General features: G+C 51.6%; 15 protein-coding genes. 9 read left to right on the top strand and 6 right to left on the bottom strand.

Annotated elements, in window-relative coordinates:
• The 4 genes from GVL50_RS28835 to GVL50_RS20020 form a co-directional block, all read left to right on the top strand.
• On the top strand, window positions 1-207 hold a 207-nt coding region (locus GVL50_RS28835; RefSeq protein WP_218586046.1), incomplete at its 5' end, for a hypothetical protein.
• Between the two features lie 109 nt (window positions 208-316).
• Window positions 317-526, top strand: a complete 210-nt coding sequence (locus GVL50_RS29100; RefSeq protein WP_256671894.1) for an MbcA/ParS/Xre antitoxin family protein — start codon at window positions 317-319, stop codon at window positions 524-526.
• A gap of 667 nt (window positions 527-1,193) precedes the next feature.
• Window positions 1,194-2,015 carry a phosphodiester glycosidase family protein gene (locus GVL50_RS20015; protein WP_159814859.1) on the top strand — a complete coding sequence of 274 codons (822 nt, stop codon included), beginning with the start codon at window positions 1,194-1,196 and terminating at the stop codon, window positions 2,013-2,015.
• A gap of 1 nt (window position 2,016) precedes the next feature.
• Window positions 2,017-2,943 (top strand): hypothetical protein, encoded by a 927-nt coding sequence (locus GVL50_RS20020; protein WP_159814860.1) that lies wholly within the window; start codon window positions 2,017-2,019, stop codon window positions 2,941-2,943.
• A gap of 135 nt (window positions 2,944-3,078) precedes the next feature.
• Here GVL50_RS20020 and GVL50_RS20025 read toward each other — a convergent pair whose 3' ends face one another.
• Both GVL50_RS20025 and GVL50_RS20030 read right to left on the bottom strand, forming a co-directional pair.
• On the bottom strand, window positions 3,079-5,337 hold the full coding sequence (locus tag GVL50_RS20025; protein WP_256671896.1) for a Mov34/MPN/PAD-1 family protein: 2,259 nt from the start codon (window positions 5,335-5,337) through the stop codon (window positions 3,079-3,081).
• Between the two features lie 11 nt (window positions 5,338-5,348).
• Entirely contained in the window at window positions 5,349-6,515 is a 1,167-nt protein-coding gene (locus GVL50_RS20030) for a metallohydrolase (protein ID WP_159814862.1), read from the bottom strand.
• 372 nt (window positions 6,516-6,887) lie between these two features.
• Between GVL50_RS20030 and GVL50_RS20035 the strand changes: the two genes are divergently transcribed.
• On the top strand, window positions 6,888-7,784 hold the full coding sequence (locus GVL50_RS20035; protein WP_159814893.1) for a WYL domain-containing protein: 897 nt from the start codon (window positions 6,888-6,890) through the stop codon (window positions 7,782-7,784).
• A gap of 9 nt (window positions 7,785-7,793) precedes the next feature.
• On the top strand, window positions 7,794-8,594 hold the full coding sequence (locus GVL50_RS20040) for a hypothetical protein (RefSeq protein WP_159814863.1): 801 nt from the start codon (window positions 7,794-7,796) through the stop codon (window positions 8,592-8,594).
• Window positions 8,595-8,703: 109 nt separating this feature from the next.
• Here the strand turns inward: GVL50_RS20040 and GVL50_RS20045 are convergent, their stop codons facing one another.
• Together GVL50_RS20045 and GVL50_RS20050 are read right to left on the bottom strand one after the other, a co-directional pair.
• Window positions 8,704-9,210, bottom strand: coding sequence for a hypothetical protein (locus GVL50_RS20045; protein ID WP_159814864.1), 507 nt, complete (start codon window positions 9,208-9,210; stop codon window positions 8,704-8,706).
• Between the two features lie 203 nt (window positions 9,211-9,413).
• A complete protein-coding gene (locus GVL50_RS20050; protein ID WP_159814865.1) occupies window positions 9,414-10,517 on the bottom strand; it encodes a ComEC/Rec2 family competence protein in 1,104 nt (367 codons plus the stop codon).
• Window positions 10,518-11,744: 1,227 nt separating this feature from the next.
• Between GVL50_RS20050 and GVL50_RS20055 the strand changes: the two genes are divergently transcribed.
• The 3 genes from GVL50_RS20055 (at window position 11,745) to GVL50_RS20065 (ending at window position 13,588) form a co-directional block, all read left to right on the top strand.
• Window positions 11,745-12,053, top strand: a complete 309-nt coding sequence (locus GVL50_RS20055) for a hypothetical protein (protein ID WP_256671897.1) — start codon at window positions 11,745-11,747, stop codon at window positions 12,051-12,053.
• Between the two features lie 108 nt (window positions 12,054-12,161).
• Window positions 12,162-12,677: a DUF4823 domain-containing protein gene (locus GVL50_RS20060; protein ID WP_159814866.1), complete on the top strand. Its 516-nt coding sequence runs from the start codon at window positions 12,162-12,164 to the stop codon at window positions 12,675-12,677.
• 302 nt (window positions 12,678-12,979) lie between these two features.
• Window positions 12,980-13,588, top strand: coding sequence for a hypothetical protein (locus tag GVL50_RS20065; protein WP_159814867.1), 609 nt, complete (start codon window positions 12,980-12,982; stop codon window positions 13,586-13,588).
• A 594-nt stretch (window positions 13,589-14,182) separates the two neighbouring features.
• Here GVL50_RS20065 and GVL50_RS20070 read toward each other — a convergent pair.
• Window positions 14,183-15,148 carry an endonuclease gene (locus GVL50_RS20070; protein WP_159814868.1) on the bottom strand — a complete coding sequence of 322 codons (966 nt, stop codon included), beginning with the start codon at window positions 15,146-15,148 and terminating at the stop codon, window positions 14,183-14,185.
• Between the two features lie 175 nt (window positions 15,149-15,323).
• Complete coding sequence (locus tag GVL50_RS20075) at window positions 15,324-16,184, bottom strand: glycosaminoglycan attachment site (RefSeq protein ID WP_256671898.1); 861 nt, start codon at window positions 16,182-16,184, stop codon at window positions 15,324-15,326.
• Window positions 16,185-16,304: the final 120 nt, after the last annotated feature.

The following is a 16,304-nucleotide window of genomic DNA, read 5'->3' on the forward strand; positions in this document are numbered from 1 at the left end:
CAACATTTCCATGCTGATCACCCTGTATTCTCCTGCTCGAAAAGTGAGCAGAAGCAGTTGAACACCTGGGTCAGTTTTCAGTCGGCAGAACAGCCTTTACTGGGTCAGTTTTCGGTCAGCGGCAACACTGCAGGCGCTTCTCAATATTCCCACCGACGCGTCTCAACAAGACATAGACCAACTGATCGGGGCGGGTTTTACAGTTGATACCCTCGATGTCTTATGTGCCGCCGGTGCCCTCAGCCAAGCAGAGCGAGAGCAGATCGCGCTGCTAGGAAACCTTGATGCGGCATTGGCGCGAGGTGGGCGCTTAACGGTGGACGAGAGCGAATACCTTTTCCGTACGGCTCATATCTTTGCAATCGCTGAGTCGATCTTTGCGTGCGATGAGAAGGCCAAACGTTGGCTCTTCTCATCCAAGCAACGATTTTCGGGCAAAAGCCCCATGGCGATGGTTTGCACCGTTCCAGGTACCCGCCTAGTAGAGGAGCTATTGGCTCAGGGAGCTGAAGGGTTTGTTCTGTAGCGTTCAATTTACCCTCCTTTTCAGATCACCCAACGCCTTCGTGCATCCACCGTCGTTCGGCATGCTCGATGAATGACCTGGAGTTTTCAATTTGGGAGATCGCACAATCGTCTCACGACCGGGCAAGCTTTATCAGCGCGGTCAGTCTTGCGATGGACAGTTACAGGCGCGCACCTGGTTTTAATGCACGAACGCGGATGCACGCATCCAGTATCGGTGGGGCTGCGACTCAGATGCTCTGGGGGCTGCTTCAAAAGAGGCGTTGGCACTGAGTTCGCTCGCAGATTTCCTCAGGCGATCTGGCTAGATTAGCGAAAGGTGGGTAGGTAAAAATCTGGGACGGTGCTCCGGGTCTTTCAGTGAAAACCAACGGCCCTTTATTGACAGCATCCAATGTGAAATCTGGAGCCTGCGAACACGGAACAATAGCCCCGTTTCCCTAGCTTTGCGTTCATTGTTACCGCAGAATGGCGCCCTCGAAAATTCTTCGATTGCAGTGCTGCATCCCAGAGCGACGTGACCTCGATGGACATGCATTTCAGCCATCAGCGAGGACAGCTGCGATAGGCGAACGACTCAAGAAATGCAGTACCCCAAAAATACTCACAACAATAATTGACACGTCGTTTTGCGTGGTTGATCTGAAAAATCAGGAAGCTTAGGTTGTATGGAAAGGACGTTTGCAGCACTGCTTTGCCTACTATCGATATTCAGTGTTTTTCCAGCGTTTGGTGCAAACGTCGTCTCGCTTTTCGATGCGGAACATGAAGTCTCCAAATGGCCGTTGGCAAAAGGCGGGGAAGTCACTGTTCACCAATTTGGTGAGTATCAAGTCGTCGCCGTTTATCTGCCTTATGGTGCCGCCAATCTTTCGATCCATAAAATAGAAAAGAAGAACACGGCGGAGGCGCTGTACAGTCCCCTCGTGCAAAAAAATACCTTGGTAATTGCCAGTGGTGGTTTTTTTGGATTCAGGTCAAACGGTAAGGAGCAACCGCTTGGCCTTGTAAGGTCTGACGGGAAACGCTTGGTGAACATGATTCCCTGGAGTCATGGGGGGGTGGTCGTGTCCGATAAAAAGGGATTGGCCAAGATTATCCCTGCTGCAAACAGATCCAATGGAGGTGCGTGGTCAGATGCTCTTCAGTCCAAGCCCATCATTATCAATAGCGGCAAAGTGGATGTCAGAAAAAACCAACGGGATGCGGAATTCAATCGCGTGGCTATCGGCTTCACCCGCGAGAGCGATATTTTATTGGTTGGTGCATTTCATACGTTTGGCCAAACGGCAACGCTGGTTGATTTTGCTGAAATTTACAAAAAAATAGCAGATGAGCGCGGCATTCAAATCTTGCGAGCGCTTGCGATGGATGGTGGTGCGGGTGCTCAAATTTTTATCCCATCACTAAAGCTGAGGTTTGGCGACACCGGCCGCTCATACTTTCCTAATGCTATGAGACTCGACTCTCAGCTTGCTGGGAAAAAGTAAGATGCAGTGGTTATCAAATTTTTGGAAGCGGCTGTCGATAAAGGCAAGGATCGTTTGGACGGTGTTGGTTGTTGGTGTGCCAGCGTTGATCACCACCATTTCTAGCGCCGACGAGGCCATTGGAAAAATCTCCACGTATTGGAAAAAACCAAAGGCTGAAGTGGAAATCATTACGCCGGATAGCGTGTTTGTTGGAGAGGAATTTTCTGTCGATATTCGGGTGGATTCCGTAGGCTCTGCCAAGTCTCTTCCCGCAGGGATTATGGAAATTCGCGCAGATAAGAACTACATCAAGATCATGCCATCCTCAACCTTTTCGGTTGGAGTAATTGAAGGCTCTGCGTTGGTGTCCCAAGCGATCAAGCTTAAGGCGTTAAAGCTTGCCGATAATCCGATAGATTTAGTTGCGCATTACCGTGCTGGCGAGGTTGAGGCTACCTCCAATATTCGGCAAATTACCGTAAAGCCTGCATTGGTTATGACGTTTCCCCACTTCAACAAAAGTGATACCAACCGCGTGGACTTGTCTGGGGAATGGAATGTCGACCTAGGTGGACAGTCCGGAACCATGAATATTCAGCAGTCCACTAGCAGTCAGATAGCAGGCTCCTTCCAGTTGCCAGGCTATAAATGGAGTTCCGGGAAGGTGAGCGGATATAAGGATGGATCGACTTTTCGAGTCGTTTTCGTTCTGCCAAAAAGCAAACCTGAGGAAATACTTCGGGTCGCGGGTGATTTTCGAATTCACAGTGAAAATGGCTCCTACATTGAAATCGTAGGATGCGCCTACCACCTCAGATACTCCGGGAAACGACATGCCAATGTTGGGGGGGAGGGCGTCGACTGTTCGAAGCGTGTTTTCTTCGACCAGTGGGACGTGAAGCAAGTGGCGGCCTTCAATGCGAGCGCAAAGTTTTTACTCGAATGAATAGGTTGGATTTTTAGCGAAAAGCGGCTGTGCAAAGCAGTCGCTGATTGAATGATGGCGCAATGACTCACGATTCGGCAAGGGAAGAAACTTTCTCTTCCCTTGATTGCTTTTAGTCGCGCAAAACCCTAATCATCATTGGACATGGAACGTAATCTCGTGCTCCCCCGCAATCACCATCAGTGCGGGCAATCCTTCGATAGACATCAGCTCTGATAGCGATGACAGCAGCTTTCGATCATCACCACTCGGCGTTGCAGGGTACCCATCGGGATGAGAGTGCCAGTCTCCGACATAGTCCACCACTCGGGCGGTACGTCTGTGCACCTGTGCTAGCGCTTCCTCCTGGCCCTCTCTACCTCGAATGAAGTGCTTGGGGCTTCCCTCGCTATCAGGGGGTGGTGGGAGCGTGTCCACGAGTACAATGGTCTTCGTTTTGAGGTCAGTCACACCGAGCAAGACTCCGCCTGTTTCATTGGGCAGAGCCGACAGACGAGTGTGCTGGATTTTTTCTACCAGCGCTTCGTCATAGGTGATTGTCCAGCCATCACAAGTTTCTGAGTGCACCGGATAGGGCACAATCTCAGAAGCAACGACGGCATCAGAATCGTCATCCACTGTCCATATGCAAATCCGAGCGCTATCTCCCGCCACGCTTTTACGCAGCTGTTTTGAAAGAATGGCGCCATGCAGATGAATGCGTTCAAACGGCATTCTCAACGAAATATCGCGACAACCCCCTCCCACCCACAGGTCACCCAAATGGCCGTCGAGATGCTTTTCACCCCAGGAATTACTCAAGATCGCACGATAGTACTGAGCCTCCAATGCAAGCGACCGCAGCGTCCGCGCGGTGTCCTCCAGAAGCATGACACTGCCAAGTCCTGAGGGTGTGATGAACAGGCTCACGGTGCGAGGGGCATCGTCGCGCTGAGACAGGTCTCGGGGAGCATCGAATGTGGTCGTGACATCGACGAGCAGGCTCGCACCTTTCAACGTCTCAAGTACGACTTTGGATGGGTTCGTGACACTTTCAGCAATAGCTTCAGGACGCGGCTCACTCGGATAGATGTTACGAGCTCGGCTCCTCAGGACATCGACTTTCGCGTAGCCCAGTTCGTAGTCGAATCCTACATGGCGAGCCAGGTTGTGTGGCAGGAGTTGATCAGGGTCAATGTACGTCCAGCGTCCCCATCCTTCACGTAACCATGTGTCGGCAAGGGCACTGCCAAGAGAGCCTACTCCTGCAAGCACCGCGTCAAAATCAGCAGCGTCAGACTCAATGGCAGACATCTGACGGCCGCCTTCAGCGCCGATCGCCAATCGGACTTGCATGGGCAGCACTTCGAGGTCGCGCCATTGACTGTCATCGCAAGATGGCGCATCTACTCCTATCAACGCTGTCCGATACCAACGAGTTTTTTCCGAGTCGAATTGCAGCATATCGAATGCTCTGCCCAATTCCAGCAACGAGCATGGGATCGTGTAACCGAGGACATCATGGCGCTCGATGCCATCTGCACCTAAGCGAGGAACCCAGACAATGACGAACATTGCTTTGGACACGCTTGGGGAGTCCGGTGGAAGTCCTTCATTGGTGACTGCTTCAAATACAGTCGAATACAGCGGGTCTTTTAAATTGCTACTCCTACTGACCAAGCGATCGTGCAGCTCACCGAGTGTATTTGGGGCTGCTTCAACTTGGGAGGAGCTGACCCCCGCGACGGCGAGATTCAGTGCATGTAAGGCCAACGCTGCCGGCCCAGCATGTTGATCACGCGTAATGAATTTCCCCTTCAGCGTGTGTTGTCGTCCCGGCGCGCCTGGGACGTCTTCAATGACGAGTTTTTTGTCGGCATCCTCAGCTTGCTTAATGTAATCAGAAGGCAAAATCAGCTGATAGCGACTGCTGTAAAACAGTTGTTCCAAGGGTTGGTCAGTGCGATGCAGCCGCAGGTGCGCCGACTCGCGTAACCACCAGAACATCCGCTCTAGAAATCGCTCCGGCGTCCAGTTGCGTTCAACAGCGCTCCACACGATGTTGTACAGGCAAAGAGCGCGGGGAGAATTTGGCGGCGTCCCATACTGATGTGAAAGACCGGGAAAGCTTCTGCGCAGGGTGCGTACCACTATGGGAATAGTGGTGAGCGGATTCACCGTAATGGCCAACACTTCACGTCGGTGAATACCGCCTGGGTTGTCTGTTTCAAACGTTCCATCGCCGGCTTCGATGATAATGGCATCCATGGGGCCTAAGCCTTCATTGACGAACCGCACGCCGAAAACATCAATGGACGGATGCTCTTCGCAAGCCTTGATCAGACTGACCGTCGCCTCATGAAGCGAGCGTTTTTCATCGTCAAATGGCGTGCCCCAATCGTAGTACTCGCTCACGGGCAACTCGTTCATTTGCGACCCGCTCTGGGGGCTGCGGCCGCCGCTGCACTTGCGCCGACTGCGAGACCAGCAGGAATCTTCGATACGCCAGTCGAAGACACCTCGAACTCAATTGTCTCCGGACGTTTGCCATCACCTACGCAATGGAAGATGCCATCCACGGGTTTCAGAATAGAGAGGTACTCTCGCTTGGCACGGATGCACGGAGGGTTGTCCTCGTTGTCCAGAATCTTCTTGCTGCTGGCCACGATCGTTGCGCCAGGTCGAGCTTGGCCCAGCGCGTTGCGCGCTTCCTGGCAAACCTCAACCTCTTCCCCATATGTCGACCAACTGTCGAATGACAGGGAATGCCAGGAGCAGTGATGAGGTGTTTGAAGCAAATCGTATTCAAGGACGTCTGGGGTGTACTGATATTTTTCCCAGAGGCGTTTCCAAATAGCGACTTCAGCATCACCTCCCGTGAGAAACCGGACGCGCTTAGACGAAAAGATCGATGCCAGAAGCTCAATATTCATGATGACGCTGGAGTGGTTTTTGGACAGCAATTCTTCCAGCTCATCTTCTTGTCGAGGTGCCGGTGCCAGCAGGTGCGCCGAAAAGAGGGAGGAGTATTCGCCATTGATCTCGCTGAATTTCTGCCCCGTTTTGATAACGATCGCCAGGATGTCATCGGTCTTGCCGTTCTCGTCCTCGCCCATGATTTTGATGCGATCACCATTACCGGCCGAGCGGAAGGTGCGCCACAGGTTGATTCTGCGGTGTACTTCTTTATTGAAGGCAACGGCATCTGCGCAAAGCGTATGGTTTTTCGACCGACGTCTGAACACCATCGGAGAAGACCACAGCTCACGAATGACGATCCGCTTGTCATGTTTGTCCAGATCGTCGTCGGGGTAGTCTTCAAGTGCGCCCAACCAAAAATGCTTCGCCAGCCCCGTGCAGTGATCTTTGTCCGGATGGCTCAGCAGGAAGGCATCAACGAACGGGCGGCCTTTCTCGTCGTATTGCAGGCGTTTCCTCAATTCCAACGCAACGTCGGGGGTGGCGTCTGCCTTGTCATCGGCGGCGACACGAATGTTCGTGTCGATCAACAGCGTCGTCACCCGGGTATCAGCCAGTCGTACGAGCGTCATATCGCCATTGTCCACCGGGAAAAACGTAATTTTCGCTGACATTCTGTTCCCCATAACGTTGCTTGAAATCGGTGCACGGATGAGGCCTGAAACCGCCGGCCTAAAATCGATGCCTGAAATTTTGGTTACGGACAGACGATACGCATAGAAATTATGCGCGTCTAGTTTTTATACGAATATTTTTTATACGCGTAATGAGCTCGTTCGCGCGCTTCCCATGGAGGGGGCGGGGTAGCTTTCTGGTGGTGGGTTTTTGCCTTTGTGGTGATGATTCCTATCTTTAGTGATGGTGGGTGTCTTAGTGTCGGTGGTTTTTGCATCGCTCCAGTAAGGCATGCTGGACGGTTTGACGGGAAACGCGTATACCTTCTATACGAATAGTTTTTATATCCGTTTTGATCTGTGGGCGTGATTATGCAAGATTCATCAGTGGGAGCATCGACTTCTTCAGAGTCGAAAGGTAGGAGTTGGGGCGCTGAACGACGGCTTCAGTTCATCGATTTTCGTTTGCGTTGGGAAGGGCGCATCAATCGAGCGGACTTAACAGATCATTTTGGTGTTTCTATACCACAAGCTTCTCTTGATATATCCAAATACACCGAGCTCGCACCGGCTAACCTCGAATATGATCGCAGTTCGAAAACCTATGTGGCGACCTCAAGCTTTCGTTCGGTTTTTCCGCAAACATCCGCGCATCATTATTTAGCAGAGCTGCTCGCAACCAAAACCGGTGTACTCGATGGTTCAAGTAGTTTCATTGGCGTTGTCCCTGAAACAGTCCTGGTGCCGACACCTGGTAGAAATTTGAACGAGACGATAGTAGCTGCTGTAGTTAAAGCGATTCGGGAAAAGCTGTCCATATTCGTTAACTATCAATCGATGTCTTCTCTCGACGAGTCTGCAAGACTGTTGTCGCCGCATTCGTTAGGGTTCGATGGGTTTCGTTGGCATGTAAGGGCTTATTGTCACCGGCGCAAAAGTTTCAATGACTTTGTTTTGGCGAGAATACTGAATTTAGAAGGTTTTGCGCCGGAATACGTTGATGCGAGTGACGATGCACACTGGCATACTTGGGTAACCTTAGTACTTGCTGCCAATCCTAAGTTAGAGCTTTCAAAGAAAAGAGTAATTGAGCTGGATTATGGAATGATCCGGGGAGAGGCAGAGCTCCCTTGTCGCCAAGCGTTTTTACTTTATACGCTTAAAAGACTTGGCCTAATGAACGAGCAATCTGATGATCCCGTCATACAACATATTTTTCTAAAAAACCGGGCTGACATTCAGCCATACATTGATGGCTTAAAAACATAGGCTGTGTTCATGATTGCGATATTCGAGCTGGTAAAGGATCCCTACGAACGCAAGGCGAGGGTGATTCCTGGGCTGTTGGTCTCTTTACCACTCCTTGTCCCATTATTGTGCGTCTATGGTGCCAAACACCCCGTGCTGACCAGTGTTATCGGATTGCTCGGCGGCTGTGGTGCGATCTATGCGCTGGCGAGTGTTGCGCGAGGCAGGGGTAAGAAGCTCGAAGAGAAATTGGTGGCACGGTGGGGCGGCATGCCGACTACCTTGGCATTGCGTCACCGAGAAAAAAAGATTTTGGACAGCATCAGTAAGAAGCGGTACCACGACGCTATTACTTTGAAGCTGGGTATAGCGATGCCAACGGCTGAGGAGGAGGCAGCGGATCCGGAAAAGGCCGATGACATCTACGTCGGGGCAACTAAGCGGCTTCGGGAACTGACTCGAACCAACAAGAAGCTTCTTTTGAAGGAAAATATAGCCTACGGATTTCATCGAAACATGGTGGCGATGAAGGTTGTAGGCATCCTTTCTTGCCTTTCTGGCCTGGTCTATGGGTGTCTGATAGCCGGGGTGCTTCGGGTCAAGCCTCCCGAGGTTGATCTTATCCACTTTGCTGACCCGGGACTCGCCGCTGGTTTGACGCTGCTGATTTCAAGCGCTCTGCTCATGGCCTGGCTGTTCTACTTTGACTCCGCTGCGGTCAAACGCATGGGGATTGCTTATGCAGAGCGCTTGTTTGAGTGCCTCCCATCGCTGCCGACCCCACGATCGCGAAAATCAGCATCAAAGTCCCTGGAGGGGGCTGGCGAATAACAGGTCTTGATGCTGGGAGCGCGCGGTGTTTTAGGGAGGCCTAAGCACCGCCGTTCATTTAGGGCTCATCAGCATCGTTGGGCGTTGTGAGGGCGTAGCAAGGGTGCCGTCATTTTTTCTGATCAGCGTTTAGATCAGCTTTCTGATCAGGGTTCTCAACAGCGGTGGAGCTTGAGGCTCTTGTTTTTTCTATACCCCAGACTGCTCTCGCGACGTCTTCAATCTTGGCAAGAAATTTATCGACGTTGAAACCCGCGATAAAGGCCAATGCAAAGAAACCGTAATCGCTGGAATCCGTGCTTGTCTTCGACTCCAAGACAAGCAGGCCTGCCTTCAGGAACAAATAGCTGATTGCGCCTGAAGCCAAACTGGTGATGGGGCGAAGGAAATACCAAGTGTGCCACGCGGGATCCCAGGTTTTGCGGACGCTTTTGTTCAGGTAGATGGCGCGTAAACAGTAAACACATCCACCGACACAGGCGATTGCGCCGCACATCAGAGGGATTCTGATCACCTCATACGGTTGTGGTAGCCAACCCAGTGCCATGCTTCCAATGGAATACGTGGCAAAAAACAGAAGCATCAGTAAATAAGCAACAATAAGTAGGAGCACCATCGTCGTCCATTAAGTGGCAGTCAGTGATGTCTTTTGGCGCGGACATCGATATTTGATGCAGATGTTGCTGCGCTCTGAGGGGCTTAATGCGTGTTGTTGCCCAGTCACCTGTGCCGTAGTCAACCTTTACACTTCCTCGAACCTCGCTTGCGCTGGCGTTGACGCAGAGAGGCACGAGAACGTGTCAGGTGTTCGGCGCGGTATCACCACTTCTCGATCAGTTCCGAGAAATCGATCGGGGTGAGGGCACTCCAATTTCTCTTTGGCATGCCTCGCGCATGACGAATCGACTGTCCCTTGGTGGCATACACTTTCGCCCCTCTTTTAATAAAGGCATTGGTCACCATTTTCTTCGGATGAGTGGGGGCAAGTTTAGATGCTGAAACAAACGCCATGAATGGGGTTTGCCCATCATCATGACTCTTTTTCGTTCCCAGAAGCTCGTCCAGCACTTTCGTCGAGACGTTGTGGCGGCCGCCATGGTGAGGGATTTGGATGAAGTTGAGATCGGCAGGGAATGTCGCGCCGGCGAACGGAGCGTAGTCAAGGCATTGCTGCAAGGCCTGAACGCCTGCGTCCCCCGTCAGCAGGATGCCGCGATTGGCGATTCTCCCGAACAGCACGCACGAGCTATCGTTCTCAGCCGACGTCTTAACGTTTTCCCGAAGAAACTCGATGTCCCATGAGTCGATCATATTTTTATCGGCAGCATACGCCGCCATTTCGTTCACAGACTCCATTGCCGCAGCCACCCCATCCATCAGGAGGTCAATCGGCGCCAGTTCCGGGGTCTTGGTAAATTTCGGCACCAAGTCATGGACATACCAATCCCTTTCGGGTGACATCACGGTAAAGGGCCCAATCTGCTCGCCCTGAAACGGCTCATTTATTGTGATGCCTTTCTCGATAGCCAGTTGCTCTAGCCGGTAGGCCGCACTCATTTTTTCCTTGAGGCGACGCTCCAGGCTGGCATCGGTGATTCGGCCATCTTTAAAGTAATGAAGGATTTCGGACGAGTATTGCCAAGGCCTATGCATCCAGAGTTCTTTAACGTTGAGCTCTTCGAGGACGACGGAAAGGCCACTGGCATGGTCATTGTCGGGGTGTGAGTTGACGACGAAATCAACCGTATCGGTTTCGTAAAACTCTTTGATATGTCGAACAAGGCTGCGGCCCGCGTCCTGATCTCCGCCATCGTAGACCATGACGTAGTAACGCCCATTCATTAGCCATCGCAGTGCCAGCGCGTCTCCGCTGTGTTTCCCTTTGCCCACTGGTAAGAAATCAATTTCGTAACCTTCGCTCATCAGTCTTGCTGTCCATGCCGGTTTTTTGGGTGGTGATATTATATCGCCTGCATTTGGCGGGGAAGGCCGGCGTGAGTCTGAATGTGTGAACCTTATTCAGGACGGGACAACTTCATAAAAAAGGCCGCTTTGACTGTCTTTGTGCTGGGGTGGATTGCGAAAGCGCAGGGTTTGCTGCTCATCGGGTGCCAGGAGCGCCAGGCTCTGGAAGGATGCCTTCCATATAAAGTCTATGTACCACGCTGGTATATAGAGATTATCTGGCACTTTCTTAAAAAATATCTAGGATTTCAATTGGATAGGGGCGTAGTGAGCGGGGAGAGGGGGGCCAGATAGCAGTTCACATTCAAGAACTGCCGGCAGGCGCCTTCGAACGCTCGTCATTCAACGTGCTGCAAAGCGCATCTGCCTCCGGTCTATCCTCGAACACCCCATGCTTGCTGGCTGAGCCGCCCTCTACTTAATCGACGACCCTGTATCGTTTACTGCCGACGTTCATTCTGGTCGTCTCGATAAGCTTAAATCTTGGCTGCATGATGCGTCCCTGGCGATAATTGTCGTTAAGAGATACCGATAACACGCATCGATTCCAACACCCAACTCGAATTGAGCTGAGACAATTTATGACCACATTTCACGAGCTACCTATGGGACAGATAGGGGGGTGAAAGCAGAACATTACCTGGGAGCTAGCTCGCGCCACCCCCCGGGTACGAGGACATAGGAGATCACCCACGTTTGTTACACTCCAACTGCCTTTCCTTTGATCGATGGTTTTCATCAGAAACTGGTCTGGAGTTCTTGCCGTGGTGGCTTCTGGCCGTTAATAGTGGAGATGGCACTCAGAGGACGTGAAAATGATGTCGAAATTCGTTGTAGTGCCTGCAATCCCGGAAGAGATGGGGTCTGTCCGTAACGGAACGCGCTTCTACTGCCAAACTGCACCGATAGGTTTCAACCTCTTCGATAATGAGGAGACGCTACGGCTCAAGATTACCTATCAGACCCGAGTAGAAGCTGAAAACGTGTGCCAATGGCTTAATGTGGAGCGCCTACGAAGCGTCCTTTCAGAACGGGAGTCTGTGACAGTGTTCCAGTCGGTCTGATCTGCAGTACCGATCCAGGCAGTGTTATGAGGCGCACGACACCTCTGAACCTCGCCAATCGCTAGTTACCCATGGCCCCAGCTCATTATTAAGGGCCAATTTTTGGTAATGGAGTAATAAGGTGTTAACGCGCCCAGATAAAGATGCGCTTCGCGCGCTGCTGGAATCTCAAGTAAAAGAAAAGCTGCAGGCCAATCCTGATGCGGTCACGACGTATGCCGCGCAGCCCGAACCTGAGCGTAAGCGGTACACCAGTAAGCCCACTGTTCAAGACAAAGCGTTCGTCAAAGAACTCGAACAAATGCGTGCAGATGCTGAGGCCGGGGTGATTCATAGGCCCGGGCCCACCCAGACTAATGATGGTGATGCGGGGATTGCGCTCGATGATTATCCAGGCTTGAAAGACGCGGGCCCCCCATCTGATCAATGATGTTTCCAGAACGTATGAATGCGTTAGCCCGCGTACGTTTATTCACTGGGAAACGGTGGGTTTGTTATATTTCGTTCAGGCCATTCCGGCCCTTACAAGGAAGTGTTGATGCGCGTTCCCATGATTCTCGCTTTAGTGACGGTGCTCGCAGGTTGCGCGGACTCACATCGTTGGTCACCACAACAAAATGGCTCAGCTCGTATTACAACCAGTGACCGGATCTTCATCACGACGCCCGCAGATGGTGAATACGGTGATAACGTCTACAGCGGTTCTGGTCGTAACACCGCGAAGATCATCTACAACGCCGCCAGTGCCAAGTCTCACCTGGTGCGCATCGGTGGTTTGGCCGAAAACTATCAGGATGCTATCAACCAGGCTCAGGGGGCAGAGCAAGATATTTTGATCTTCCCGACCATCCTGCATTGGGAAGATCGAGCCACAGAATGGTCGATGATTTCAGATAAAGTGGAAATCAAGGTCGAAGTCATCCAGGTTCAAACGGGCGCCGTCATAAGCTCTGGGATCATCAAAGGTAGCAGCGGACTGGCTACGTTAGGTGGGGATCACCCTCAAGACCTGTTGCCGCAGCCGATTGCGGAATTTGTTTCGTCGCTGTTTTGAGAGAGCGAGCCTATTCGGTGACCGGCCATTGTCCAAACCATTGTCTGGTCGCGAGCTTGCTTGGCGTTACACGGATCTATCAGACGATAACAAAGCCGAAGTGCCTATTCTTCCAGTCGACCTGAAAAAGGTACAAGAGCTCTCTGTTTCCGCTGAGCTTCATAATCAGATCGTGCTGCACACAAGCAAACCTAGTAGGTGGTGCGATTCGATTTATTGAATCTTTTACACCAAGGATTGAGCTGTCAGGTTGTGTGATATCATTTGGCCTTCATTGATTCTCCAAATGGGGCGAGCACTAAGTGGCAACTGATAAAAACGAATTTGATGACTGGCTGAAACGCAAGCTGTACCGCGATTTGATCTTCAGAGCAATTGTTTGGGCGTTGATCTCAACGCTTGCGGCGTACTACGCTATCGCCGTTATGGCCATTGACCCGCTGGATTACCTTGACCGAATGGGGAAATCACTCGTAAAACTGGTAAACAGTTTGGGTAGCGCGGCTTTACTCCTTTGTCTTCCCGCCCTGCTTTTTAAAGATCTGGAAGAGACTGTCGAAAAACAAGAAAATAAAGATCGCATGAAAGGGCGGGTTGCGGGCGTAATCCGCCGTCTTGCTGGCGATCTTTCTTTGTGGTTGTTAGGGGCCGCAGTTACTATGTTGTCCTCATTTATCTTGGTTGCTTTCCAGATCAAGATTGAATGTAAAGAGTTTGGTCTCCTTGCGTTATTTATCGTCACCATGTTTCTCCTAATCATAGTGAGCGGGGGCATGAATATTCTAGTCAGGCGCGCTGCGCCTTCTCCATTACTTCTCCTTACTCGTAATCCCACCGTACTTTTGTTGATTCATCTCGCCTGTATGGTGGCGCTTGCATATGTCGCTATGAAATCCCTCTTGTTTAGCTAACTGGCGAGCAAAGCCCCGTGCTGGAGGGACGAGCGTCGGTAATAATGAACCTGCCAACCTGCCAACCTGCCCCCTGCGGGGTCGCAAACATGCTGTGTTCAAGAAGTTCGGTCTAACGATAAGCCTAGCTCACCTGAATCCGGTAGATCTCAACGCTGCAGCCGCCCTGAAAAGGAAGGCCAGCTTTGGCCTTCCCTTCCCTTCTCTTCTCCAGGCAAACCGATTTAGGCACGCTAAGCGCTCATCAAGGTTAATGTTACGGCGAAAGCTGATTTCGGCTCAGAGCTCAGACACACCATTCTCATTACGCCTGAGTCTCGCGAGCTGCGAGATCGACCGGATGCTAGTAGGGTAAACAGCTTGGTTTGTAGCTTCAGCTACTGCTCGCGAGCGGCTTTCAAACGCATGGCTGCATCGGCGGTGTGCATCAGCTCTGGCTGGTCAGTAATTTCAGTCCGATCTCTAAGCTTCTCATTTTGCTTTCAGCTGGAGGGAGAGAGCATGCCTGCATTTGCCCTCCGCTAAGGTGTTCCTTGCCCCATAAAGCTCTGAGTAGTCTAACTGCCATACCTGCATTTTCTCCGTGAGGAGCAGCTACTTACAGTTGCCCGCCTTTCGATAACCCGCCGCACGAGCATCAGATTCAGAATCAAATGCAATTTGGTTTTTCGCCGATACTTGACCATAACTAGGGCACCCCATTGAGAGGTGGTACACCTGACTCTTTCTATTACCAATGATCGTACTGACCCCGGTCACGCTCGCTAGGATTGGCTGGGCTGCGGCTCGTGGAGGACTAACGGGAAGGGCGCTAACCACTCCATCACCAATCACCTTGTATCCTTGCGTCCAGTGACGATCGCCGGTAACGAATGGATTGGAATGCCCCATAACTGCGGCAATGCGTCGATCCCTCTCTTTCTCCCACGCTGAAACCGGGTACTGCTTGTCCCAAGCCATCAGAAGCTGTTGCTGCTGACGAGACATGCTCAATTTGTATCTGTCGAACATGTAAAAAGTAGTCCTAGCGACCAGGCCTTTGACCTCGTCACGCGGTTCTGCAGCTTTTTGATTGAAGTCAACCCGGGTCTTGCACTGTCCATACTGCGGTGCGACCCCGGTGGCCATTCCATAGTTGAAATTACTGCGGTCGCCATTCACCTCCCCAACGGATGGATAGAGGTTGAACAGGTCTGCCTCCATTGCTCGGAATACCGGATCATCATTAACGCAATGTTCTCGACCTCCGTTCTGCCAGCATTGACGCTGGTTACCGAACGTCCAGGCGGGAACAATGTGCTCCCACTCAGTCCGTTCAGCGCGGTTCTGTTGTTTCCTGGCTTGATAGCCACAAGATTCAGCATCGATCCGGCCACCCGACTTACCAACCCATGTCCATTTGCAGCCGCAATACAGCTCGCCCATTGCACTGTTTGCCTGGTCGAGGTAGATCTTCTGCTTTGCTATGACCTTAGCTTCGGAGAAGGTCGAGGGAGGGTTAGAGAAGGCGGGGGTAATTACTGCGAGGGTGAGCGTTACTACGGACAGCAGTTTTTTCATTGGAAACCATTGGGAGATTAGGGGGTGCGCATTATACGCACGGCTTAACGTCTGCCGACGGAAGGGCAATTCACCGAGTTCATCATCGGAATGCCCATGTCGGTCATCGGTTTATGGAGCTCAACACCCTCAATAGCAAAAAATCATCCGGGGAATTGATGATGAGTTCTCCATCCTAGGCGACATTTACTGCACACACTCTGGGATGACTCAGTAGCACGGAAGGAATAGGATTCCGAGCAACGGGATTGTGGAGCACGTACAGTCCATCCATCAGATGTTCGCTGTAGTCCTGTTTCAGCGAGGTGCGCACGACTGGTATCAGCCTCCTGGGGTGGAGCGTAGTGTACACCGAGAGAACGTCTGGATTCTCGGCCAAGGCTCTAAGCTTTCCCCACGTATCTAGGCTGCTATAAACAACCGCAGATACATCGGTATAAGTGTCATCGCAGAGCAACCCTACGTCGATGTTCGTATTGGCATTCTTCGGGGCCGCAGTAACGTTGTATGGCTGTACATAAACATCGTCGGGTCTTGTAGCTGACTCGTCATGGTACAACCCATAGAGTGCTGCCATGATTGGGCAGCCCAGCTGCAAAATGTGCGTTAGGTCTGTTGAATGATGCAATGCCGATGACGGTTTGTTTTGAACGTGGGCGAGTTTTGAGTAGCTGTTTCTGTGTTTCTTGACCTTGGTATCGAAGCTGTTGCAAATCCTCAAGGTGGATTCGATATTGAAGTCGGTGAAATCTGTTGGCGGAAGGGTCATAGAGAAACCATATGGTGGCTGCCCGCCAGCCGGCGGATTCGCGGTCGTTGCCTCCAGGCAAAATGGTGCTGACCCTTTTACGACGAAGTCAGGCGCATGGTAACGAAGATCACTCAGTAGACCCCATTCCCGCAGAGCCGCAAACAGGTACAGCTCCCAGAATGACGATTCGAGGAGGTTTGAAGTCTCTGACGAATTTCCGATCACGATCTTCAAAGCCCTCAGCCCACTGAGGCAGCACGGCGCGTTCAGGGTTGTAATGGTCACCTTTCATCATCTGAAAGAGTGGGTGCTGAGCAGAGGCAGCGACCTGAGGGGAAAATAAATCGATAGGCATGGACAGATCTCTGCATAACAAACATTCCATGTTCGTTATCTTCGAGTGTC

This window comes from Pseudomonas sp. 18058, from assembly GCF_902706155.1.
Taxonomy (GTDB): domain Bacteria; phylum Pseudomonadota; class Gammaproteobacteria; order Pseudomonadales; family Pseudomonadaceae; genus Aquipseudomonas; species Aquipseudomonas rustica.